This is a genomic window from Bradyrhizobium diazoefficiens (genome assembly GCF_016612535.1).
GTDB classification, from domain to species: domain Bacteria; phylum Pseudomonadota; class Alphaproteobacteria; order Rhizobiales; family Xanthobacteraceae; genus Bradyrhizobium; species Bradyrhizobium diazoefficiens_C.
The window spans coordinates 275,392-296,852 of sequence record NZ_JAENXS010000003.1 but is presented as its reverse complement, the minus strand read 5'-3'; the positions used below and the strand labels follow the sequence as shown (position 1 = coordinate 296,852).

Here is a 21,461-nt window from a genome sequence, read left to right as displayed (position 1 = left end):
TTCGCCCCTCACTCCTCCTTGAAGCCGTACTCCGGCACGTTGCCGCTGGCGCCGTAATATTTGTACGGCAGGAACTTGCCGCTCATCGTGATCTTGACACGGTCGCCCTTCGGGTTCGGCTGGCGCTCCATCACCATATCGAAGTCGATCGCCGACATGATGCCGTCGCCGTATTCCTCTTCGATGAGCGCCTTCCACGCCGGGCCGTTGACCATCACCAGCTCGTAGAAGCGATAGATCAGGGGATCGGTCGGCGGCATCGCCATGCCGCGCATCGGCGTCTCGTTCAGCATCGCGGTCTCGGCCTTCGACAGGCCGAACAGCTCGGCGGCGTTGGCGGCCTGCGGCTTGGTCAGTTTCATCTGGCCGAGGATCGCGCCTGTTATCAGCACCTCGGAATAGCCGCCGATCTTCTCGCAGATGTGTTTCCAGCTCCAGCCCTTCTCGCGCTTGATGTCGAGCAGCTTTTCGGTGAGGTCTTCGCGTTTCATGTCAGGGTCTCCCTTGGCTAGGCAATGTGACGGCCTGCCACTTTGGCAGGCACAAAACGTGCCAATAAATGAGGCTTATGGCTTCAGAGTTTCCGTAAACCGCCTGATCGCCGCGAGCACCGGCAGCTGATCGCCGGCAAAGAACCAGTGATCATTGCCGGTGAGCTCGACGAATTGCGCGCCGGCGATCCGGCTCGCGACGTCGCGGCCGGCCGCGATGCGCACAGCCTTGTCGTCGCGCCGGTGCAGCACCAGCGTCGGCACGGTCACTTGCGGCAGCAGGTGGCGCACATCTGCGTCGCGAAAGGCCTCAAGCACGGCTGAGATGCCTCCGGGGCTGGACGCCGCACGCAACAGCCCCGCCCACCAGGCGCGCGCCTGCGGATCACCCGCAAGGCTCGGCGCGAAAGCTTCGATCCCGACCGGCCCGCCCCATTGGGCGACGAGATGCTTGCTCCAGGCATCATACTGGCTCGCGCGCAACGCATGCGGATAGTCTTCCGCCCAGCAGCCTTTTGCCAATGCACCGAACAGAATGAGCCCGGCGACGCGGCTCTTTTCATCGACCGCAAATTTGACGCAGGCCGGTCCGCATTCGGAAGCGCCGAACAGCACGACGCGACGCGAGTCCGTGGCCCTCAGCACCGTGCCGATATCCTCTGCGGTCACGTCGATGCCGGGAGCCGAGCCGACCCGGTCGGACAGCCCGATGCCGCGACGATCGAACACGATCAGGCGCCCGAGCTTCATCAGTGACGCCAGGAACGTCCGACTCGCCGGATGCTCCCAGGCGCGTTCCACATGCGACACGAAGCCGGGCATGACGAGGATATCGAACGGCCCGCTGCCGTAGGTCTGATACGCCAGATGCACGCCGGAGCCCTTGACGTAGCGCGTCGTCGGAACCGCATATGGAGCCACAGCGGGACTCATCAGCGCCTCGGTCTCAGCTTCCGGCGCGACGCCAAGTTCGTCACGCAGCCGTTGCGTCAACGCCGCGTGATGCCGCTCCGCCGTGCCGCGATCGCCCGATAGCAGCAGGCTGCGGATCAGATGCCGGCCATAGACTTCGCTGAGCGGATCGAGCTCGACCAGACGCCCCGCAAGCGCCGCCGCAGCAAAATGGTCGCCGGCGGCATTCTTGTCGTGCACGAGACGCTCGAGTGCATGCACGAGCCGTCCCCGCAACGCCTCGCGGCGAAAGAACGCCCAATCGTCGAATTCGGGAGCGTCGTCCGGAGAGAAGCCAGCCAGGAAGTCTCCCCGGTAAATCTGGCAAGCCTCTTCAAACGCGCCGCGATCGCAGGCGCTTTCGAACAGATGTGTATCGACCGTAAGTTCGACCGCCGGCGACCAGCGCACGCTGGTGCGGTCGGTTTCGAAAACCGGCTGGCCAAGCGCGAGCTCGATGCGGTGAAGCAGGCGTCGCAATCGCGCGAGGCCGGTCTCGCGGTCGGCCTCGGGCCACAGCCAGGTCGCAGCGACATCCCGTGCAACGGCGCCTTTGGCCTCTGCGAGATGGACCAGCAGCGCAAGCCCCTTGCGCAAGGCCAGCTTGATCGGGCGGCCGTCGGCCTGGACCTCAGGGAACCCGAACGTCCCAAGCGAGAAAGCCGTCATGGAATCTTCCTCCACTCGGGGGGCGCACAGGGGACGGTCGAGCGATAGCCATGGGCCCGGATCGAGTCGCCTCGCCTACGAGCGATTCAAGCTCCTGCATGCGGCACCGCTGTATCAGGCACAATAGGAAAAAACATGCTCTCGCGCCTCCTGATCCTGCTCTATGCCCTCGTGAGCTACGCCCTGTTCACGATCTCGTTTCTCTATGCGCTCGGTTTCGTCGGCAATTATGTCGTGTCCAAATCAATCGACAAGTCGATCGACGTCGGCAGCACGGCGAATGTGAGCGAGGCCATAATCGTCAACCTTCTGCTGGTGAGCCTGTTTGCGATCCAGCACAGCGTGATGGCACGCCCGGCGTTCAAGCGATGGTGGGGCAAATTCCTTCCCGCGGCCTGCCAGCGCAGCACCTATGTGCTGCTCTCGAGCCTGATCCTCCTCTTGTTGTTCTGGCAGTGGCGTCCGATCCCCACAGTGATCTGGCAAACGGACGGACTTCTGGCCTGGCTGCTGACGTCAGTGCATTGGCTCGGCTGGCTGATCGCGTTCGCATCGACCTACATGATCGATCATTTCGATCTGTTCGGCCTGCGCCAGGCTTTCGTCGCGTGGCGCGGAGCCGAGATATCAGGCCAATCCTTCCGGACGCCGCTGCTCTACAAGATCGTGCGGCATCCGCTCATGCTCGGCTTCCTGCTCGCATTCTGGGCTACGCCCGAAATGACCGTCGGCCATCTGCTCTTCGCACTCGCGAACACCGCCTACATCCTGGTCGCGCTGCAGTTCGAGGAGCGCGATCTGATCGTGGAGTTCGGCGCGGCCTATCATGACTATCGCCGGCGCGTTCCCATGCTGGCGCCGCGTCTGTTCGTACGCCAAACGGAAGACCGCCAGCCCCCACGATCTGCCGGAGCGCCCCAATGAAAGCCATTCTATGCAGCTCGTTCACCGGCCCTGCGGATTTGCGCGTCGGTGAGATCACCGAGCCAAAGCCAGCTGGTGACGAGATTCTCATCGACGTCCATACGGCGTCGGTGAGCTTCATGGACCAGCTACTCGTCTCGGGCCTCTACCAGATGCGGCCACCCTTGCCCTTCGTCCCAGGCACCGAAGCATCCGGCATCGTCGTCACTGTCGGCGAGAAGGTCACAAAGTTCGGCCCCGGCGACCGCGTGGCATGCAGCAGCTGGACCGGCGGCTACGCCGAACGGATGATAGCGAAGGAATCGAAGAGCGTGCGCCTACCTGATGGCGTTGCATTCGAAGCGGCTGCGACGGTGCTGCACAATTACGGCACGGCCTATTATGCGCTGGTCGAGCGGGCACGGGCACAGCCCGGTGAGACCGTTTTCATCACGGGCGCTGCGGGTGGAGTTGGCCTCGCCGCCGTCGACCTCGGCCGCCATCTGGGTCTGCGCGTCCTCGCCGGCGTCGGTTCCGACGACAAGGCGGCGTTGGCGCACGGCTATGGCGCCGGCGAGGTCCTCAACTATCGCAGCGAAGATCTGCGCGTCCGGATCAAGTCGATCACTGGCGGAGACGGTATCGATGTCGGCTTCGACAATGTCGGCGGCGCGATCTTCGAGCAGATGGCCCGGCTGATGAATTGGGGCGGACGGCTGATGCCGATCGGCTTCACCAGCGGCGAGATTCCACAGGTCCCGATGAACCTCCCGCTGTTGAAGAACTATTCCATCATCGGTGTGTTCGCTGGCGCCTGGGCGGAGAAATTCCCCCTCGAAGCCGCGCGCGCAAATGACACGCTGATGCAGTTGCTGGCCGAAGGGCACATCCGCCCGCACATCGATCGCGTCCTCCCTTTGGAGGAGGTCGCTGAGGCCATGCGCGCCGTGGCCAATCGGACTGTTCAGGGACGAATTGTGCTCAAGATAAGGTAACGTGGGAAGAGAGATGGAGAGACCGATGACAGAGATCATCATCGACAAGCGCTATTGCGGTCCTCCGAACTCCGCAAACGGCGGCTATGTCTGCGGCCGGCTGGCCCGGCACATTCCCGGCGGTGCAGAGGTGACGCTGCGGGCGCCGCCTCGCCTTGACACACCGCTGGATGCGGTCGCGACCAACGACGGCACATGGGCGCTTCGCGATGGCGGCAGCGTCGTCGCAACCGGACGAGCGGTGAGCGTCGAGCTTGCGCGACTGGAGACAGCCAGCTTGGAAGAGGCCTGCGCCGCCGAATTGCTGACGCCGGTGAAGCCGCACGAGCATCCGCTGCCGACATGTTTCGTCTGCGGGCCCGCGCGGGCAAGAGGAGACGGCCTGCGCATCTTTGCCGGACCGCTCGGCCGTCATTCGCAGAACGCCGTGCTCGCGGCGAGCTGGACGCCGGACGCCAATTTGGCCGCCGAGGATGGCCTGGTCGCCCCGGAGTTTCTTTGGTCGGCGCTCGATTGCCCGACTGGCTATGCCTGCAACTACAATCAACAGAGCAACAACTTCGACCGGGCCCCGCTTCTGTTGGGCCGGATGTCAGCCCGGATCGAGGCCCGGCCGCGCCCCGGCGACCGTTGCATCATCACGGCCTGGCCAACCGGCCGCGACGGCCGCAAACGCACGGCCGAGGCTGCGGCACATGATCAAGCCGGGAGGTTGCTGGCGGTGGCGAGGACGACATGGATCGCCGTCGACCGCGACGTACAGCTGGGCCGCGCTTCGTAGGGTGGATTAGCGAAGCGTAATCCACCACTTTGGTCGCCGCACGAGAATTGGTGGATTACGCCTTCGGCTAATCCACCCTACGGCACTTACACGCTCTGCTCGATCATCCCTTGCAACCGCACCAGCTCCGCCTCGATATCCCGCTCCACGTCCGCCGCGCGCATCTCCATCACCCGGTAATCGCGCGCCTCGAGCCACGCCCGTCGCGACGCGCGATCTGCCGCGATCGTCTCGCCCTCGCCCGGATTGACCAGTTCGATCGCGATGCGGTGCGGGAACGAGACGAAATCCGGAATGTGCCTTCCGACCGGAGTCTGGCGCTTGAACTGTCCAGCGAAGCGGCGATCACGGGTCAGCGCCTGCCAGAGCAGGCGCTCGGCGTCGGTCGGGTTGCGGCGGAGCAGGCGCGCGAGCCCGCGCACCGTCGAGCCACTGTCGGGCACGCCGCCGCCCTGCCCGTGCTCGGCCAGCAACGCGCGCAGCCGCGTGGCCTGCTCGCCGTCGAGCACGCCGCCCTTGGCCGGGCCCTTGCGGCCCTCGGCGATCGCCATGACGACTCCATGGAGGGTGTGCATGTCCTGCTTGGTCGGCTCCATGCGGCTGAAAATGTTGCGCAGGTTCACCAGCATGGTGTCGCGCTTCTCGGCGGGCCGCAGGAACTCAACCCGGTCGAGCTCGCGGATCAAATTGTCGAAGAAGGCCTGCATCTGGTGCTGGGAGGCGCGCTCGGAGCGCTCCGGCATGGCGTGCGGCAGCTCGCCGGATGTCGCCCGCTTGAACCATTCATAGCCAACCAGCAGCACGGCCTGGGCAAGGTTGAGCGAGGCAAAGCCCGGATTGACCGGGAAGGTGATGATGCGGTTGGCAAGCCCCACCTCCTCGTTGGTCAGTCCCCAGCGCTCCCGGCCGAACAGGATGCCGGCCTTGCCCCCTGTGGCTACATGCCCTGAAATCTCGGCCGCAGCCGCTTCCGGCCCCACCACGGGCTTGGCCTGATCATGCGGCCGGGCGGTGGTGGCAAACAGCAGGTCGAGATCGGCGACGGCCTCACCGACCGTGTCGAACAGTTCGACCTTTTCCAGAATGTGGTCGGCGCCGGCGGCCGCGCGCTGGGCGGCGATGTTGGGCCAGCCGTCGCGGGGGTTGACGATGCGCAAGGCGCCGAGCGCGAAGTTGCCCATGGCGCGCGCGGCCATGCCGATGTTTTCCCCGAGCTGCGGCTCGACCAGGATCACGATGGGACCGTCGAGGGCGAGGCCCGCCTTGCTCTTGTCAGTCCCCGACATCTCGTTTCGCTTTCACAGTGGTTCTCAAGGCCTTGGAGAGGGCCCTTCAGGAATTGATTCAAAGCCGGCCTTGGCTTGGCCTCGGCCAGATCTTTAGGCCGGCTGCCCGTCCGCCAGTCGTTTGCCTGTCCTGACAGAATTCTCAAGGGAAATAACGGGTTGGATTCGACTTTTGAATCTCTCCTGAAGCTTCAGCCCCGCCCCTGCGGGACGGCCGCTCCCCGCCCCCCATCAATGGAAGCTGGATGAGCTAAAAGTGCATAATCCCTTGGCTTTCGCCCGCCGCGTCGCGGTGCTAAGAGGCGACTTATATTCCCGTGGCGCGCCAAATGCGCCGTTCCCAAGAGGCTTCTCCGATCATGGCAAAAATCAAGGTATCCAATCCCGTCGTCGAACTCGATGGCGACGAGATGACCCGGATCATCTGGCAGTACATCAAGGACAAGCTGATCAACCCGTTCCTGGATGTCGAGCTGATGTATTTCGACCTGGGGATGGAATACCGCGACCAGACCAACGATCAGGTCACCATCGACGCAGCCGAAGCCATCAAGAAGGTCGGCGTCGGCGTCAAGTGCGCCACCATCACCCCGGACGAGGCCCGGGTGAAGGAGTTCAACCTCAAGCAGATGTGGAAGTCGCCGAACGGCACCATCCGAAACATTCTCGGCGGCGTGATCTTCCGCGAGCCGATCATCTGCAAGAACGTGCCCCGCCTCGTTCCCGGCTGGACCAAGCCGATCATCATCGGCCGCCACGCTTATGGCGACCAGTACCGCGCCACCGACTTCAAGTTCCCGGGCAAGGGCACCCTGTCGATGAAGTTCGTCGGCGAGGACGGCACCGTGATTGAGAAGGAAGTGTTCAAGGCCCCCGATGCCGGCGTCGCGATGGGAATGTACAATCTCGACGATTCCATCGTCGATTTCGCCCGCGCCTCGCTGAACTACGGCCTACTGCGCGGCTATCCGGTCTATCTCTCGACCAAGAACACGATCCTGAAGGTCTATGACGGCCGCTTCAAGGACATCTTCCAGGACATCTACGACCGCGAGTTCAAGAAAGAATTCGAGGCCAAGGGCCTGACCTACGAGCACCGCCTGATCGACGACATGGTGGCCTCGGCGCTGAAATGGTCGGGCGGCTATGTCTGGGCCTGCAAGAACTACGACGGCGACGTGCAGTCCGACACGGTCGCGCAGGGCTACGGCTCGCTTGGCCTGATGACCTCGGTGCTGCTCACCCCCGACGGCAAGACGGTCGAAGCCGAAGCCGCCCACGGCACGGTGACCCGCCATTACCGCGAGCACCAGAAGGGCAAGGAGACCTCGACCAACTCGATCGCGTCGATCTTCGCCTGGACCCGTGGCCTGTCGCACCGCGCCAAGCTCGACAACAATGCCGAGCTCGCCAAGTTCGCGAACACCCTGGAGAAGGTCTGCGTCGACACCGTCGAGGAAGGCTACATGACCAAGGACCTCGCGCTGCTGGTCGGCGCCGACCAGCGCTGGCTGTCGACCACCGGCTTCCTCGACAAGGTCGCGGAGAATCTCACGAAGGCGTTGGCCTAAGCCGCCGACCGCAATTTCGCCCGACTGGGCCAGACATCATCACGGGCCGCGTCGTAAGCGCGGCCCGTTCGTTTTGTGAAAGCTTTCGCGGAGACCATGATGTCCATCAAGCTTGCTGCCCCCTGCCTGCTGCTCGCGGCCCTGATCGGACCCGCCGTCGCTGCCGACGCGTTGCCCGACGCCATCGCCGCATCAGGCGAGAGCGTCGTGCTCAGCGTCCATGCCGAAGGCGCGCAGGTCTATGAGTGCAAGGCCGGCACCGACGGCAAGCTCGCCTGGGGCTTTCGCGAGCCGATCGCGACGCTGCTCTCCGAGGGCAAAACCGTCGGCCGCCACTATGCCGGGCCGAACTGGGAGCATCCCGACGGCAGCGCCGTCGTCGGCAAGGTCATCGGCAATGCGCCGGGCGCAACGGCCGCCGATATCGCCTGGCTGAAGCTGGACGTCGCCTCACATCGCGGCAGCGGCGTGCTGACGCCGGTCACCACAGTCCAGCGCATCAACACCCATGGCGGCAAGCTCGACGGCGCGTGCGACAAGGCCGGCGAGTTCAAGAGCGCGCCCTACTCGGCCGAGTATGTATTCCTGAAGAAGGGCTGACCGCTCAGCGGTCGGTGCGCGCGCTTACGCCCCTGCCACGGCTTTTTCGATCGCCGCCAGCGCCTCGGACGCCTTGGCGCCATCGGGGCCGCCGGCCTGCGCCATGTCGGGCCGGCCGCCGCCGCCCTTGCCGCCGAGCGCTTCGGAGCCGACGCGCACCAGATTGACCGCGTTGAAGCGCGAGGTCAGGTCGGCGGTGACGCCGACCACGATTCCGGCCTTGCCGTCCTCCGTGACGCCGACGATGGCGACGACACCCGAGCCGATCTGCTTCTTGCCGTCGTCCGCGAGGCTCTTGAGATCCTTCGTCTCGATGCCTTCGACAGCGCGCGCCATCAGCTTGACGTCGCCGACCTCGCGCACGCTTGCCGCTGCTCCATCGCCGCTCGACGCGCCTCCGCCCATCGCGAGCTTCTTGCGGGCGTCTGACAATTCACGCTCGAGCTTCTTGCGCTCCTCCATCAGCGCGGCGATGCGCGCCGGAACGTCGTCGATCGACGTGCGCAGCTCGTGGGCCGCCGTCTTCGCCAGCGCCATGGTCTCGTTGGCGTGCCTGCGCGCATAGTTGCCGGTCAGCGCCTCGATGCGGCGGACGCCGGAGGCAACCGCGCTCTCGCCCGTCAGCGTGATCAGGCCGATATCGCCGGTGCGCTTCACATGCGTGCCGCCGCAGAGCTCGACCGACCATCCAAGCGCATTGGCGCCGCGCTCACGCGCGGTCCGACCCATCGAGACCACGCGGACTTCGTCGCCGTATTTCTCGCCGAACAGGGCGCGCGCGCCCGCTTCGCGGGCCTCGTCGACACCCATCACGCGCGTAGTGACCTCGTCGTTCTCCAGCACCACGTCGTTGGCGATGTCCTCGACGCGGGCAAGCTCCTCCGGCGTGATCGGCTTCGGATGCACGAAGTCGAAACGCAGGCGATCCGGCGCGACCATCGAGCCGCGCTGGGCGATGTGGTCGCCGAGCACCTGCCGCAGCGCCTCGTGAATGAGGTGCGTCGCCGAGTGGTGCGCGCGGATCGACGAGCGACGCCGGTGATCGACCTCGAGCTGGAGCGCGGTGCCGAGCTTCAGCTCGCCGCTCTCCAATGTGCCGATATGAACGAAGAGATCGCCGAGCTTCTTCTGGGTGTCGGTGACGCGGAACTTGATGCCGCCTTCCCCCAGCAGCACGCCGGTATCACCGACCTGGCCGCCGGACTCCGCATAGAACGGCGTCTGGTTCAGGAGCAGCGCCCCGGTCTCGCCGGCCTTGAGGCCGTCGATCTCCTTGCCGTCCTTGACGAGCGCAGAGACGACGCCTTCGGCGCTCTCGGTCTCGTAGCCCAGAAATTCGGTGGCCCCTAACTTCTCGCGCAGCGGGAACCAGATCGCCTCAGAGGCAGCTTCACCCGAGCCGGCCCAGGATGCGCGCGCCTTGGCCTTCTGCCGGTCCATGGCGTCGGTGAAGGCAGCCTGGTCGACGCCGATGCCGCGCGATTTCAGCGCGTCCTGCGTCAGATCCAGCGGGAAGCCATAGGTGTCGTAGAGCGTGAAGGCGACGTCGCCGTCGAACATGTCGCCTGTCTTCAAGGACGCGCTCTTCTCGTCGAGAATGGCAAGGCCGCGCACCAGCGTCTTGCGGAAGCGGGTCTCTTCCAGCCGCAGCGTTTCCTCGATCAGATTCTCCGCGCGCATCAAATCGGGATAGGCCTGGCCCATCTCGCGCACCAGCGCCCAGACCAGGCGATGCATCAGCGGCTCTTTGGCACCGAGAAGCTGCGCATGGCGCATGGCGCGTCGCATGATCCGGCGCAGCACATAGCCGCGGCCCTCGTTCGAGGGCAGCACGCCATCCGCGACCAGGAAGGCGGAGGAGCGCAGATGGTCGGCGATGACGCGGAACGAGGCCACCGTCTGCGCGTTCGGCCCGTGGCCCAGCGCAGACGATGTCGCGTCGATCAAATGACGGAACAGATCGGTCTCGAACACGCTGTCGACGCCCTGCATGATGCTGGCCATGCGCTCCAGGCCCATGCCGGTGTCGATCGAGGGACGCGGCAACGGCACGCGCTCCTCCTTCGTCACCTGCTCGTATTGCATGAACACCAGATTCCAGAATTCGAGGAAGCGGTCGCCGTCCTCTTCCGGTGAGCCCGGAGGGCCGCCCCAGATGTGGTCGCCGCGATCGATGAAGATCTCCGAGCACGGACCGCACGGGCCAGTGTCGCCCATCGCCCAGAAATTGTCGGAGGTCGGGATCCGAATGATGCGGTCGTCGGAGAAGCCGGCGATCTTCTTCCAGAGCCCGTGCGCCTCGTCGTCGGTGTGGTAGACGGTGACGAGCAGCTTGTCCTTGTTGAGCCCGAAATCCTTCGTGATGAGCTTCCAGGCCAGCTCGATCGCGCGCTCCTTGAAATAGTCGCCGAACGAGAAATTGCCGAGCATCTCGAAGAAGGTGAGATGGCGCGCGGTGTAGCCGACATTGTCGAGGTCGTTGTGCTTGCCGCCGGCGCGCACGCATTTCTGCGAGGTGGTGGCGCGCTGATAGGGCCGCTTCTCGACGCCGGTGAAGACGTTCTTGAACTGCACCATGCCGGCATTGGTGAACATCAACGTCGGATCGTTGCGCGGCACCAATGGCGAGGACGACACGATCTCGTGGCCGTTCTCGGCAAAGAAGTTCAGAAAGGTCGACCTGATCTCGTTGACGCCGCTCATGTTCATCCAATCGGGTGTGCTTGGACCCGCTATACGCCATCCAAACCGCTGGGTTTGGGCTGATATCTGCGGGCCAAAGCGCTTTTAGACAAGGCCAGCTTCGCTGTCCAGAAACTGTGCAGAGAGATCAGAGGGTTGCCGCAGGCGCGCAATCCCGTTGAAAGCCGCAACGGGCGCGTTGACAGGCTTGGCTGGGCTGTGGTCTTTACCCATCTGTATCGTACGGCCACGTCGGGAGAGACCGGCATCACTTGCCGGCGCCGAAGGAGCAACCGCCCCGGAAACTCTCAGGCAAACGGACCGCGTGGCTTTGACGACATCTGGAAAGAGGCGCCGACGGGCATAACCCGGACCAGCGTCCGCCGACGGGATAATACTCTCAGGCACAGCGACAGATGGGGCTTCGACTGGATCTACCGGGGAATCGTCCCCGGGGAACCGCCGAGGGCCCCTGTGATGCTTGCGCGCGACGACCGAGATTCTCTTAGGACTACGCCCCTGCACGGGCTTCATGTGTCCCTTGGCGGCAAGATGGTGCCGTTCGCGGGCTATGACATGCCGGTGCAATATCCGGCCGGCGTGCTGAAAGAGCACCTCCATACCCGCGCCTCGGCCGGCCTGTTCGATGTCTCCCATATGGGCCAGATCGCGCTTCGGCCCAAGTCGGGCCAAGTCGAGGACGCCGCGCGCGCGCTGGAACGGCTGGTGCCGCAGGACATCGCCGCGGTTGCGCCGGGGCGGCAGCGCTACGCCCAGTTCACCAACGAAGATGGCGGCATTCTGGACGATCTGATGGTCGCCAATTTCGGTGATCATTTGTTCCTGGTGGTCAACGCCGCCTGCAAGAAAGAGGACGAGGCGCATCTGCGCGCCAATCTCTCGGACGACTGCATCATCGAGCCGCTCGCCGACCGCGCGCTGATCGCGCTGCAGGGCCCGAAGGCCGAAGCCGCGCTGGCCAAATTATGTGCAGAGGCGCCTGCCATGAAGTTCATGGACGCCGGCCCGCACAAAGTTGCCGGCCTCGCCTGTTTCGTCTCGCGCTCCGGCTACACCGGCGAGGATGGGTTCGAGATTTCAGTCCCCGCTGCGGATGCCGAGCACCTTGCCAGGATGCTCCTCGAAAATTCGGACGTGATGCCGATCGGTCTTGGCGCCCGCGACAGCCTGCGGCTGGAAGCCGGGCTCTGTCTCTACGGCCACGACATCGACACAGCGACCACGCCGGTCGAGGCCGCGCTGGAATGGTCGGTGCAGAAGAGCCGTCGCACAGGCGGGGTGCGCGCCGGCGGCTTTCCCAGCGCCGAGACGATTCTCGCTCATTTCGATCAGGGCGCAAGCCGACGTCGCGTCGGCCTGCGCGCCGAAGGCCGCGCGCCGGTGCGCGAGGGCGCGCTGCTGTTTGCTGATAGCGCGAGCGGCGAGCCGATCGGAAAGGTCACCTCGGGCGGCTTTGGCCCAAGCCTGAACGCGCCGGTGGCGATGGGCTACGTGCCGACGACCCTGAGCGCGCTCGACACGAAACTCTTCGCCGAGGTGCGCGGACAGCGTCTGCCGCTCACCGTCGCCGCCATGCCCTTCGTGAAAAACACCTACAAACGCTGAGGACAAGACAATGACCACGACGCTGTACACCTCCGACCACGAATGGCTCGCCATCGACGGCGATGTCGCCACCGTCGGCATCACCGATTACGCGCAGTCGCAGCTCGGCGACGTCGTGTTCGTCGAACTGCCCAAGCTCGGCCGCACCCTGAAGAAGGCGGAAGCCGCCGCCGTCGTGGAATCGGTGAAAGCCGCCTCCGACGTCTACGCGCCGATCTCCGGTGAAGTGCTCGCGACCAACCCCGATCTCGCCGCCGAGCCGGCGCTGGTGAATTTGGATGCACAAGGCAAGGCGTGGTTCTTCAAGATCAGGATTGCCGACAAGGGCGAGCTCGGCGGCCTCATGGATGAAGCCGCCTACAAAGCGCATACGGCGTGAGATGAAGCGAACTCTCCACATCGTCATGGCCGGGCTTGTCCCGGCCATCCACGGCCTTCTCGCGGCGGGAAGAACGTGGATGCCCGGGACAATCCCGGGCATGACGGGCTGTGGCTCATATGCCGAAGGAACGTGATCCGCATACGCGATTGCGCCGCCCCAGTGCGCAAGTGCGCACAAGGCGGACGATGGCGACGACAGATGACCTAAAGCGAGGACCCATGATGACCGCGCATCGCAAATCCAATGGCGAAACCACGCCCTTCGTCCGCCGCCACATCGGTCCGTCAGCGCGCGATGTCGCCGCCATGCTGGAGGCCGTCGGCGCCAAGAGCGTCGACGCGCTGATGGCGGAGACGCTGCCGGCCTCGATCCGGCAGGCCGCCCCGCTCGATCTCGGCAAGCCCTTGAGCGAGACCGAGGCGATCGCGCACATGGCCGAACTCGCCGCGCAGAATCAAGTCTTCACCTCGCTGATCGGCCAAGGCTATTCCGGCACGATCCTGCCCGCGGTGATCCAGCGCAACATCCTTGAGAATCCGGCCTGGTACACGGCCTACACGCCTTATCAGCCCGAGATCAGCCAGGGCCGGCTGGAGGCGCTGCTCAACTTCCAGACCATGATCTGCGACCTCACCGGGCTCGACGTCGCCAACGCTTCGCTGCTCGACGAGGCGACTGCCGCGGCCGAAGCGATGGCGCTCGCGGAACGGCACTCGCGGGTCGAAGCCAAAGCCTTCTTCGTCGACAAGGACGTGCATCCGCAGACGCTCGCGGTGATGCGCACCCGCGCCGAGCCGCTCGGCTGGTCGCTGGTCGTCGGCGATCCCCTCACCGATCTCGACAAGGCCGACGTGCTTGGCGCACTGCTGCAATATCCGGGCTCATCGGGCACGGTGCGCGACCTCAGGCCCGCGATCGCTAGCCTGAAGGCCAAGGGCGCGCTCGCAATCGTTGCCGCCGATCTGCTGGCGCTGACGCTGCTCGCCTCGCCTGGCGAGTTAGGGGCCGACATCGCGATCGGCTCGGCGCAGCGCTTCGGCGTGCCGATGGGCTATGGCGGACCGCACGCAGCCTACATGGCGGTGCGCGATGCGCTGAAGCGTTCGCTGCCCGGCCGCATCGTCGGCCTCTCCGTGGATTCACGCGGGATGCCCGCTTATCGCCTCGCGCTGCAGACCCGCGAGCAGCACATCCGCCGCGAGAAGGCGACCTCCAACATCTGCACCGCGCAGGTGCTGCTCGCCGTGATCGCCTCGATGTACGCCGTCTATCACGGCCCCGAGGGGCTGACGCAGATCGCGCGCAATGTGCATCGCCGCGCCGCCGTACTCGCGAGCGGCCTGCGCAAGCTCGGCTTTGAGCCGCAATCCGAAACCTTCTTCGACACGCTCAGCGTGGATGCGGGCACCAAGCGCGCCGAGATCGTCGCGCGTGCAGTAGCCGAAAAGATCAATCTCGGCCTCGGCGATAACGCTTTGCGTATCGCGCTCGACGAGACCACCACGCCGGCGACGGTGGAAGCGGTCTGGCGCGCGTTCGGTGGCGAGCTTGCCTATGCCGAGATCGACGCCACGACGCGCGAGGCGCTGCCGGAGGCGCTGAAGCGCGCGACCTCGTTCCTCACCCATCCCGTGTTCCACGCGCATCGCTCGGAGACCGAGATGCTGCGCTACATGCGCAAGCTCAGCGACCGCGACCTCGCGCTCGACCGCGCGATGATCCCGCTGGGCTCTTGCACCATGAAGCTGAACGCGACCACCGAAATGATGCCGCTGACCTGGCCGGAATTCGCGTCCTTGCATCCGTTCGCCCCGCGCGAGCAGGCGAAGGGCTATCACGCGCTGTTCGAGCGGCTAGACAAATGGCTGTGCGACATCACCGGCTATGACGCGATCTCGCTACAGCCGAATTCCGGCGCGCAGGGCGAATATGCCGGGCTTTTGGCCATTCGTGCGTATCACGCTGCGCGCGGAGAGACGCACCGAAAAATCTGCCTGATTCCCTCCTCCGCCCATGGCACCAATCCGGCTTCAGCGGCGATGGTCGGCATGGATGTGGTGGTGGTTGCCTGCGAAACAAACGGCGACGTCGACGTTGGCGATCTCCGCGCCAAGGCGGAGAAGCATTCGAACGACCTCGCCGCGGTCATGATCACCTATCCTTCGACCCATGGCGTGTTCGAGGAGCACATTCGCGAGATTTGCGACATCGTCCATGGCCATGGCGGCCAGGTCTATCTCGACGGCGCCAATCTCAATGCGCAGGTCGGCCTTAGCAGGCCCGGCGATTACGGCGCCGATGTCAGCCATCTCAATCTGCACAAGACCTTCTGCATCCCGCATGGCGGCGGCGGCCCCGGCATGGGCCCGATCGGCGTCAAGGCGCATCTCGCGCCGTTCTTACCCGGCCACCCCGCCACGAACGGAGGCGCGCCAGTCGGCCCGGTCTCCGCCGCGCCATTCGGCTCGGCCTCGATCCTCACCATCTCCTACATCTACATTTTGATGATGGGCGGCGAAGGGTTAAAGCGCGCGACCGAGATCGCGATCCTCAATGCCAACTACATCGCGGCACGGCTCGATGCGCACTTCCCGGTGCTCTACAAGAACGCCAAGCGCCGCGTCGCGCATGAGTGCATCGTCGATCCCCGGCCGCTGAAGACGACCTCAGGCGTCACCGTCGACGACATCGCCAAGCGCCTGATCGATTACGGCTTCCATGCGCCCACCATGAGCTTCCCGGTGCCGGGCACGCTGATGATCGAGCCGACCGAGTCGGAATCGAAGGCGGAACTGGATCGCTTCTGCGACGCGATGATCGCGATCCGGAAAGAGATCGCCGAGGTCGAGGCCGGCCGCTTTGAGATCGCAGCGTCACCCTTGCGCCACGCCCCCCACACCGTGCACGACATCGCCGATGACGACTGGAAGCGCGCCTACACCCGCGCCGAGGGCTGCTTCCCCGCGGGCACCTCGCGCACCGACAAATACTGGTGCCCGGTGGGGCGCGTCGACAACGTCTACGGCGACCGCAATTTGGTGTGCTCCTGCCCGCCGGTGAGCGATTACGCGGAAGCGGCGGAGTGACGGCTGCGTAGGGTGGGTTAGCGCGCGGCTGCGCGAAGCGCAGTCCGCCGGCGTAACCCACCAGTTCAGCATCCACGGAGAAGAACAGTGGTGGATTACGCCTTCGGCTAATCCACCCTACGGTCTGGACGTGTACCTAAGTGCCCGCCGGTGAGCGATTACGCGGAAGCGGCGGAGTGACGGCTGCGTAGGGTGGGTTAGCGCGCGGCTGCGCGAAGCGCAGTCCGCCGGCGTAACCCACCAGTTCAGCATCCACGGAGAAGAACAGTGGTGGATTACGCCTTCGGCTAATCCACCCTACGGTCTGGACGTGTACCTAAGTGCCCGCCGGTGAGCGATTACGCGGAAGCGGCGGAGTAACGGCTTCGTAGGGTGGGTTAGCGCGCGGCTGCGCAAAGCGCAGTCCGCCAGCGTAACCCACCAGTTCAGCATCCGCGGAGAAGAACAGTGGTGGATTACGCCTTCGGCTAATCCACCCTACGGTCTGGACGCGTAACTAAGGTGCAACCAACGATCGGCTCTCGCGATCCCATCGCCACAGCCGCTCGCTGATCAGCTCAGTACCGCCCCACCAGCGATTGATTTGGTTGTGGCGCCACATATCGTCTTCGCGCGCGAAGATCGAACGCCCGAGTTCGGTCAGCGTGACCTTCCACTCGCTCCTGCCGAAGTAGCGGTCCTCGTTGTTGAACGCCGGATCGCCCAACAGCACTGCCGGCGCCGAATGTGCCCCCAATTCGAGCAACGCATCGCCCGCGTCATTTTCGTCGAACACATCGCGCATCCACCTCGCCTCGGTGATACGCTTGGGGTCGGTGTGCCCATCGTTCACAAAGTCCAGAATATCCATTTCGGTGGCACCTAGGCCCGTCACGCTGTCCGGAAGTTCTTCAAGCAACGCAATGAGCGCCGATCGAAGTCTCGGCAGAGTCATCAGATCCGTCATCAGCAGATTGAAACAGGGTTCTGGCGTTTCAGCTCGGTAGGCTCGCCAGGCGCGGCTTGCCGTCGCCAGATGATTGTCGGTTACCTTGAAAGTTGGCAGCTTCCATTTTGCGACAGATTCCGGCGCATAGTTTTCAGCCTTGTCATCCGTATGCACCAGACTCAGCTTCGTCGTGATCTCCTTGTAGGGGCGAAGCAGGTCCAGCAGCCAGACAAGCACGAGCTGATCATTAGGCAGAGGATCGGTCCAAATGTCGATTGAGTCGAACTTCGCACACAACTCGAACAAACCGATATCGCGCGTCCCGAACCCCTCCAGCGAGTCGCGACAAACGTCATCGAGCCAATGATCGCCGGGATTGCAGTGCTTTGCCGATCGGCGCTCCAGCCCCACCAAAAGCCGCTCCTCGGAAGGCAATTTCCTCCAGACGAAGCGTGGATAGAATCCGAGCACGACGTTCGCGAGGCGCGACTGACGAAGCGTATTCTCCGCGCGATCGTTCGTCGTCAGGATCAAATGGGACACGATTGCCTCTCAAAGTGGGGACGCAATACAGGAATATCTGGAGCCCACATGTGTGTATCAGCCAGGCGCGATCAGCGAGCGAGTTTCGGGGTCCCATCGCCAGAGCCGATCGTTGGTCAGGTGAGTGCCGCCCCACCAGCGATCAATCCGGTTGTGCCGGCGAAAATTCTCGTCGCCTCCCAGCACCGCCTTGCCGAACTCGGTCAGCGACAATCGGGATTGCTTGTATCGCTGGAGGCGGCTTGGATTGTCATGCATGTCCAGGGAAAACGGACCTTCATCCAGCCCTGACACCGCTGGCCTTTCGCACCGCGCAAGCCCATCAAGCAAAGCTCCGGCTTCCCAATATCCGTACACGTACCGCTCGTTGCGTTTCTGATGACCCGGAAAGACATCGAAAGGCTGACGTCGAGCCAATGAAGCCCTCGGGGCTGCGTCGTACGCGGCGCGAAGAATGCATCGCGCTCCGCAGCGGACGGCAACGGTCCCCAGACCAGCCGGCGCTCGATCGCAATGACGAGGTCAGCAAGGCCCGCCTGTTGAATGGCGCCGGCGAGAGACGAGTCTGTCGTGATCATCAGCCGCGTCATGTTCGCGCGCCTCAAGGCTTCGTCAGAGCATGGCCGAAACGCCACAGCCGATCGTTGGTCAGTCGTGTGCCGCCCCACCAGCGATCGATCGGATTGTGGCGGCTGAAATCCTCCTGATGGGCCAGGACGGCCTTGCCAAACTCAGTGAGCGAAAGGCGGCTGCGGAGATAAACTTCGTGCCGCGCCATCAAATTCGTATGGTCGATCGTGCATAGTTCGTCGCCCAAGCCGGCCACCGCGGGCCTGGGGCCAAGCGCGAGCCCCTCCAGCAACGAACCCAACTCGAATTCTCCGAATACATATGTGCGCCGTTGCGAGCGCAGATGGAACAACGCGTTCGTGTTCGCAAATCCTCTGGCGAGGAGTTCGAGGAATCGCATCTCGGTCGCGCCAAGGCCCGTCGATGGTGACGGCAGCTCTGCCAACAGATCGAGCAACGCCGGCCGCAGCATCAGCAAGGCGCTCAGATCGCAGTGAACAAGATCAACGCACGCCTCGGGCGTCGGTGCGCAATAGGCCTGCCAAGCCATTCTGGCGGTATTGAGTTCGCGGGCCTGCACATCCACGGTGTGGATATGCGACGCGCCCCTTTTGGATACCTTGTCTCTCACCTCGAACAGGTCGTACGACAGCAGGCGCAATTTAAGCTTTTGCAACAGCTTGGGATATGAACTGAGATAGTCGAGCAGACAAATCAGCTGCAATTGGTCCTCGGGGCCAGGGTCAAACCAAAGCTCGATCTCGTCATAGCGCTCGCAAAAATCGGCGAACGGCAGATTCCTGAGATCCTTAAACGCAGGAGGCCATTTTGTGCCCCAATCCGACCAGTGATCGCCCGGTTTGAGCGTCTCTGACTCCGCTCCGAAATAGGCCGAGAGATATTTCGGCGAAGGCAGCGGCCCCCATGTGAAACGAAAACAGAAAAGAACGACGATCTCGGCCAGCTTCGATTTGGCGAGATCAGCGCCGGACGCACTGGTCAAGATCAGACGCTTCATCGCACCACCCGATCACGACAACGCAAAACGAAACGGGCACTGACGACGTCGGCAACTCAACGTCCTCAGCGCCCGCTCCTCGCGAAAAACTTTTACCGGTCGAGGCTTACTCGTCTGCCGGCTCATCGCCGTCGGCGTCGCGCTCGGGGCTGCCGGCGAGAATCTGCTCGGCGATCAGGCCGGAGTTCTGGCGGATCGAGGTTTCGATCTTGGCCGTGATATCGGGGTTGGCCTTCAAAAACGCCTTCGAATTCTCGCGGCCCTGGCCGAGACGCTGGCTGTCATAGGAGAACCAGGCGCCGGATTTTTCGACGATGCCGGCCTTGACGCCGAGGTCGAGGATCTCGCCCATCTTGGAGACGCCCTCGCCGTACATGATGTCGAACTCGACCTGCTTGAACGGCGGCGCCAGCTTGTTCTTGACCACCTTCACGCGCGTGGTGTTGCCGACCACTTCGTCACGCTCCTTGATCGCACCGATGCGGCGGATGTCGAGGCGGACGGAGGCGTAGAACTTCAGCGCATTGCCGCCGGTCGTGGTTTCCGGCGAGCCGTACATCACACCGATCTTCATGCGGATCTGGTTGATGAAGATCACCATGGTGTTGGACTTGTTGATGGAGGCCGTGAGCTTGCGCAGCGCCTGGCTCATCAGACGGGCCTGGAGACCCGGCAGCGCATCGCCCATCTCGCCCTCGAGCTCGGCCTTCGGCACCAGCGCCGCAACCGAATCGATCACCAGCACGTCCACCGCGCCCGAGCGCACCAAAGTGTCGCAGATTTCCAGCGCCTGCTCGCCGGTGTCGGGCTGCGAGATCAGGAGCTCGTCGATGTTGACCCCGAGCTTGCGCGCATAGACCGGGTCGAGCGCGTGCTCGGCGTCGATAAAGGCGCAGATGCCGCCCTTCTTCTGCCCTTCCGCCACGGTGTGCAGCGCCAGCGTGGTTTTCCCTGAGGATTCCGGCCCGTAAATCTCGACGACGCGCCCCTTGGGCAGGCCGCCGATCCCGAGCGCGATATCAAGCCCAAGCGAGCCCGAGGAGACCGCCTCGACATCCATCGAGCGATCATTCTTACCGAGCTTCATTACCGAGCCCTTGCCGAACTGGCGCTCGATCTGGGAGAGCGCGGCGGCCAGAGCTTTGCTCTTGTCCATGGAGGATCCTTCGACGATACGCAGGGCAGTGGCGGACATTGGGTCGTGCTCCTTATGGCGAGGATTCGGGTGCGGGACAAACGATTGGCGCGGCGGGTCGTCGATAAAAGCAATGTACACTATTTGTTCTAGGTTCGCAATATGTTCTTTTGCGAAGTCCGGCGCTGGCCTGTTTTGCCCCCTAATGGCCTAAGTTGAATTTCGCAGTGGTCTGACTTGAGTTCCGGGGCCATAATGGAACTGGCGCTGGAACCTCAAAATGGCAATCTATCGCTTGTTACAAAACTCTCCGTTGGGCCCGGAGGAAATAGCGATTTTGACGGACGCCTATGAGCGCACTTTGCGCGCGCTCAACCTGGTTGACCGCAATGACCCAATTACAGAGATGGTCGCAAGAAAGGTTATCGAATTAGCCCAGCGCGGCGTTCGTGAAGCGAAGCAACTATCGGCCCTCACCATCAAAGAGCTTGGGGTCGAGTAAGGCGCCTCAGTGGTCGGCCTCTTTCATTTCTGATCGGGCGGCGGCGGCAGCCCGGGCGGGGAATAATCCTCAAAATCACAGAGACGTAGTCCTAACCCCCTGCGAATGCGCAAAAAGACCCCAGCCGAGTGTGGGGTTGGCGTGGCTGGGGCTTCGCGAGAAATGGCCCCAGCTCCCGACTTGGGGGGCGATGGAGCTGGCGCCGACTTGGGGTCACCCTTGGGGAAGGGCATCGGGAAAACTTGGCAATCCGGCCGTCGTTCCCAATACCACCCGTAAATTTCCCAGTGCCCTAATTCCCCTTCGCGATTGTCCTATTTCGGCCAGTACCCGGAGTTGAGCAGTGTCCTAATTCCCCTCTGCGATTATCGGAATCAGAAGGGGCCGCCTCGCAGCGACCCCTTGCCGGTTGAAATCTTGTTCGGGATGAAATGCCAGCCCCGGCCTACGTATTTCTACTCGGTTACTGCCAAATGTGGATTCCGGTGAACTACGGTGTTCCAGTACCGGAACAGTGAAGTGTGCTGATCTGCCTTCGCGACTTGTCTCGCTTCGGGGCATTGAACCTTGGCACGCCACATGCCGACACATTGACATCGGGATTTTACAATCTCCCTCCCGGGGCTGGAAGCCGCCGCTCGCGCACCATTTAAGCGGGCGGCATTTTTGCTTCCGACGCGAAAAGGTCCCCAGCCCGGGGCTGACCGGCTGAGGACCTTTCGTGAGCGGCGCGTACTCTACG

Annotated in this window: 18 protein-coding genes and 1 riboswitch; of the genes, 9 read left to right on the top strand and 9 right to left on the bottom strand. The window is 63.7% G+C overall.

The features are described 5' to 3' along the window. Nucleotides 1–8 precede the first annotated feature (8 nt). Together cynS and JJE66_RS32500 are read right to left on the bottom strand one after the other, a co-directional pair. Complete coding sequence (cynS, locus tag JJE66_RS32505; RefSeq protein ID WP_200519665.1) at nt 9–491, bottom strand: cyanase; 483 nt, start codon at nt 489–491, stop codon at nt 9–11. A gap of 75 nt (nt 492–566) precedes the next feature. Beyond that, nucleotides 567–2,111 (bottom strand): alpha/beta fold hydrolase, encoded by a 1,545-nt coding sequence (locus tag JJE66_RS32500; protein ID WP_200519663.1) that lies wholly within the window; start codon nt 2,109–2,111, stop codon nt 567–569. Between the two features lie 135 nt (nt 2,112–2,246). Between JJE66_RS32500 and mddA the strand changes: the two genes are divergently transcribed. The 3 genes from mddA to JJE66_RS32485 are packed head-to-tail and all read left to right on the top strand — an operon-like array spanning nt 2,247 to nt 4,790. Further along, nucleotides 2,247–3,035, top strand: coding sequence for a methanethiol S-methyltransferase (gene mddA / locus JJE66_RS32495; protein WP_200519660.1), 789 nt, complete (start codon nt 2,247–2,249; stop codon nt 3,033–3,035). Beyond that, the gene (locus tag JJE66_RS32490) at nt 3,032–4,009 is read left to right on the top strand and encodes an NADPH:quinone oxidoreductase family protein (protein WP_200519658.1); all 978 of its coding nucleotides are present in this window, start codon (nt 3,032–3,034) and stop codon (nt 4,007–4,009) included. Before mddA ends, JJE66_RS32490 begins: the two co-directional genes overlap by 4 nt. Before the next feature lie 25 nt (nt 4,010–4,034). Then, a complete protein-coding gene (locus JJE66_RS32485; RefSeq protein WP_200519656.1) occupies nt 4,035–4,790 on the top strand; it encodes a hypothetical protein in 756 nt (251 codons plus the stop codon). 86 nt (nt 4,791–4,876) lie between these two features. Here the strand turns inward: JJE66_RS32485 and JJE66_RS32480 are convergent, their stop codons facing one another. Further along, a complete protein-coding gene (locus tag JJE66_RS32480) occupies nt 4,877–6,076 on the bottom strand; it encodes a TrmJ/YjtD family RNA methyltransferase (protein WP_200519654.1) in 1,200 nt (399 codons plus the stop codon). A gap of 359 nt (nt 6,077–6,435) precedes the next feature. Here JJE66_RS32480 and JJE66_RS32475 point away from each other — a divergent pair, with 359 nt between their 5' ends. After that, the gene (locus tag JJE66_RS32475) at nt 6,436–7,647 is read left to right on the top strand and encodes an NADP-dependent isocitrate dehydrogenase (RefSeq protein WP_200519646.1); all 1,212 of its coding nucleotides are present in this window, start codon (nt 6,436–6,438) and stop codon (nt 7,645–7,647) included. A 99-nt stretch (nt 7,648–7,746) separates the two neighbouring features. After that, nucleotides 7,747–8,247, top strand: a complete 501-nt coding sequence (locus tag JJE66_RS32470) for a DUF3455 domain-containing protein (RefSeq protein WP_200519644.1) — start codon at nt 7,747–7,749, stop codon at nt 8,245–8,247. 24 nt (nt 8,248–8,271) lie between these two features. On the opposite strand, the gene alaS is transcribed toward JJE66_RS32470, so the two are convergent. Beyond that, on the bottom strand, nt 8,272–10,950 hold the full coding sequence (gene alaS, locus JJE66_RS32465) for an alanine--tRNA ligase (protein ID WP_200519635.1): 2,679 nt from the start codon (nt 10,948–10,950) through the stop codon (nt 8,272–8,274). Nucleotides 10,951–11,172: 222 nt separating this feature from the next. After that, nucleotides 11,173–11,262, top strand: a riboswitch (glycine riboswitch). 144 nt (nt 11,263–11,406) lie between these two features. Between alaS and gcvT the strand changes: the two genes are divergently transcribed. The 3 genes from gcvT (at nt 11,407) to gcvP (ending at nt 16,023) form a co-directional block, all read left to right on the top strand. Next, a complete protein-coding gene (gene gcvT / locus JJE66_RS32460; protein ID WP_200519633.1) occupies nt 11,407–12,555 on the top strand; it encodes a glycine cleavage system aminomethyltransferase GcvT in 1,149 nt (382 codons plus the stop codon). A 10-nt stretch (nt 12,556–12,565) separates the two neighbouring features. Beyond that, the gene (gcvH, locus tag JJE66_RS32455) at nt 12,566–12,934 is read left to right on the top strand and encodes a glycine cleavage system protein GcvH (protein ID WP_200519631.1); all 369 of its coding nucleotides are present in this window, start codon (nt 12,566–12,568) and stop codon (nt 12,932–12,934) included. 224 nt (nt 12,935–13,158) lie between these two features. Next, a complete protein-coding gene (gene gcvP, locus JJE66_RS32450; RefSeq protein WP_200520167.1) occupies nt 13,159–16,023 on the top strand; it encodes an aminomethyl-transferring glycine dehydrogenase in 2,865 nt (954 codons plus the stop codon). A gap of 496 nt (nt 16,024–16,519) precedes the next feature. Here the strand turns inward: gcvP and JJE66_RS32445 are convergent, their stop codons facing one another. The 5 genes from JJE66_RS32445 to recA form a co-directional block, all read right to left on the bottom strand. Next, the gene (locus JJE66_RS32445; protein ID WP_311980124.1) at nt 16,520–17,494 is read right to left on the bottom strand and encodes a hypothetical protein; all 975 of its coding nucleotides are present in this window, start codon (nt 17,492–17,494) and stop codon (nt 16,520–16,522) included. 57 nt (nt 17,495–17,551) lie between these two features. Then, nucleotides 17,552–17,707, bottom strand: coding sequence for a hypothetical protein (locus JJE66_RS38285; RefSeq protein WP_246756742.1), 156 nt, complete (start codon nt 17,705–17,707; stop codon nt 17,552–17,554). Next, complete coding sequence (locus JJE66_RS32440; protein ID WP_246756741.1) at nt 17,698–18,084, bottom strand: hypothetical protein; 387 nt, start codon at nt 18,082–18,084, stop codon at nt 17,698–17,700. The genes JJE66_RS38285 and JJE66_RS32440 overlap by 10 nt, the downstream gene beginning before the upstream one ends. A gap of 11 nt (nt 18,085–18,095) precedes the next feature. Continuing rightward, nucleotides 18,096–19,082, bottom strand: coding sequence for a hypothetical protein (locus JJE66_RS32435; protein WP_200519629.1), 987 nt, complete (start codon nt 19,080–19,082; stop codon nt 18,096–18,098). 106 nt (nt 19,083–19,188) lie between these two features. Continuing rightward, complete coding sequence (recA, locus tag JJE66_RS32430) at nt 19,189–20,277, bottom strand: recombinase RecA (protein WP_200519627.1); 1,089 nt, start codon at nt 20,275–20,277, stop codon at nt 19,189–19,191. Nucleotides 20,278–20,497: 220 nt separating this feature from the next. Here recA and JJE66_RS32425 point away from each other — a divergent pair, with 220 nt between their 5' ends. Next, nucleotides 20,498–20,719 (top strand): hypothetical protein, encoded by a 222-nt coding sequence (locus tag JJE66_RS32425; RefSeq protein ID WP_200519625.1) that lies wholly within the window; start codon nt 20,498–20,500, stop codon nt 20,717–20,719. Nucleotides 20,720–21,461: the final 742 nt, after the last annotated feature.

Bases quoted from the DNA above. Each gene is read 5' to 3' on its own strand.
- cynS (WP_200519665.1), bottom strand. From the start codon at position 491: ATGAAACGCGAAGACCTCACCGAAAAGCTGCTCGACATCAAGCGCGAG.
- JJE66_RS32500 (WP_200519663.1), bottom strand. From the start codon at position 2,111: ATGACGGCTTTCTCGCTTGGGACGTTCGGGTTCCCTGAGGTCCAGGCC.
- mddA (WP_200519660.1), top strand. From the start codon at position 2,247: ATGCTCTCGCGCCTCCTGATCCTGCTCTATGCCCTCGTGAGCTACGCC.
- JJE66_RS32490 (WP_200519658.1), top strand. From the start codon at position 3,032: ATGAAAGCCATTCTATGCAGCTCGTTCACCGGCCCTGCGGATTTGCGC.
- JJE66_RS32485 (WP_200519656.1), top strand. From the start codon at position 4,035: ATGACAGAGATCATCATCGACAAGCGCTATTGCGGTCCTCCGAACTCC.
- JJE66_RS32480 (WP_200519654.1), bottom strand. From the start codon at position 6,076: ATGTCGGGGACTGACAAGAGCAAGGCGGGCCTCGCCCTCGACGGTCCC.
- JJE66_RS32475 (WP_200519646.1), top strand. From the start codon at position 6,436: ATGGCAAAAATCAAGGTATCCAATCCCGTCGTCGAACTCGATGGCGAC.
- JJE66_RS32470 (WP_200519644.1), top strand. From the start codon at position 7,747: ATGTCCATCAAGCTTGCTGCCCCCTGCCTGCTGCTCGCGGCCCTGATC.
- alaS (WP_200519635.1), bottom strand. From the start codon at position 10,950: ATGAGCGGCGTCAACGAGATCAGGTCGACCTTTCTGAACTTCTTTGCC.
- gcvT (WP_200519633.1), top strand. From the start codon at position 11,407: ATGCTTGCGCGCGACGACCGAGATTCTCTTAGGACTACGCCCCTGCAC.
- gcvH (WP_200519631.1), top strand. From the start codon at position 12,566: ATGACCACGACGCTGTACACCTCCGACCACGAATGGCTCGCCATCGAC.
- gcvP (WP_200520167.1), top strand. From the start codon at position 13,159: ATGACCGCGCATCGCAAATCCAATGGCGAAACCACGCCCTTCGTCCGC.
- JJE66_RS32440 (WP_246756741.1), bottom strand. From the start codon at position 18,084: ATGACGCGGCTGATGATCACGACAGACTCGTCTCTCGCCGGCGCCATT.
- JJE66_RS32435 (WP_200519629.1), bottom strand. From the start codon at position 19,082: ATGAAGCGTCTGATCTTGACCAGTGCGTCCGGCGCTGATCTCGCCAAA.
- recA (WP_200519627.1), bottom strand. From the start codon at position 20,277: ATGTCCGCCACTGCCCTGCGTATCGTCGAAGGATCCTCCATGGACAAG.
- JJE66_RS32425 (WP_200519625.1), top strand. From the start codon at position 20,498: ATGGCAATCTATCGCTTGTTACAAAACTCTCCGTTGGGCCCGGAGGAA.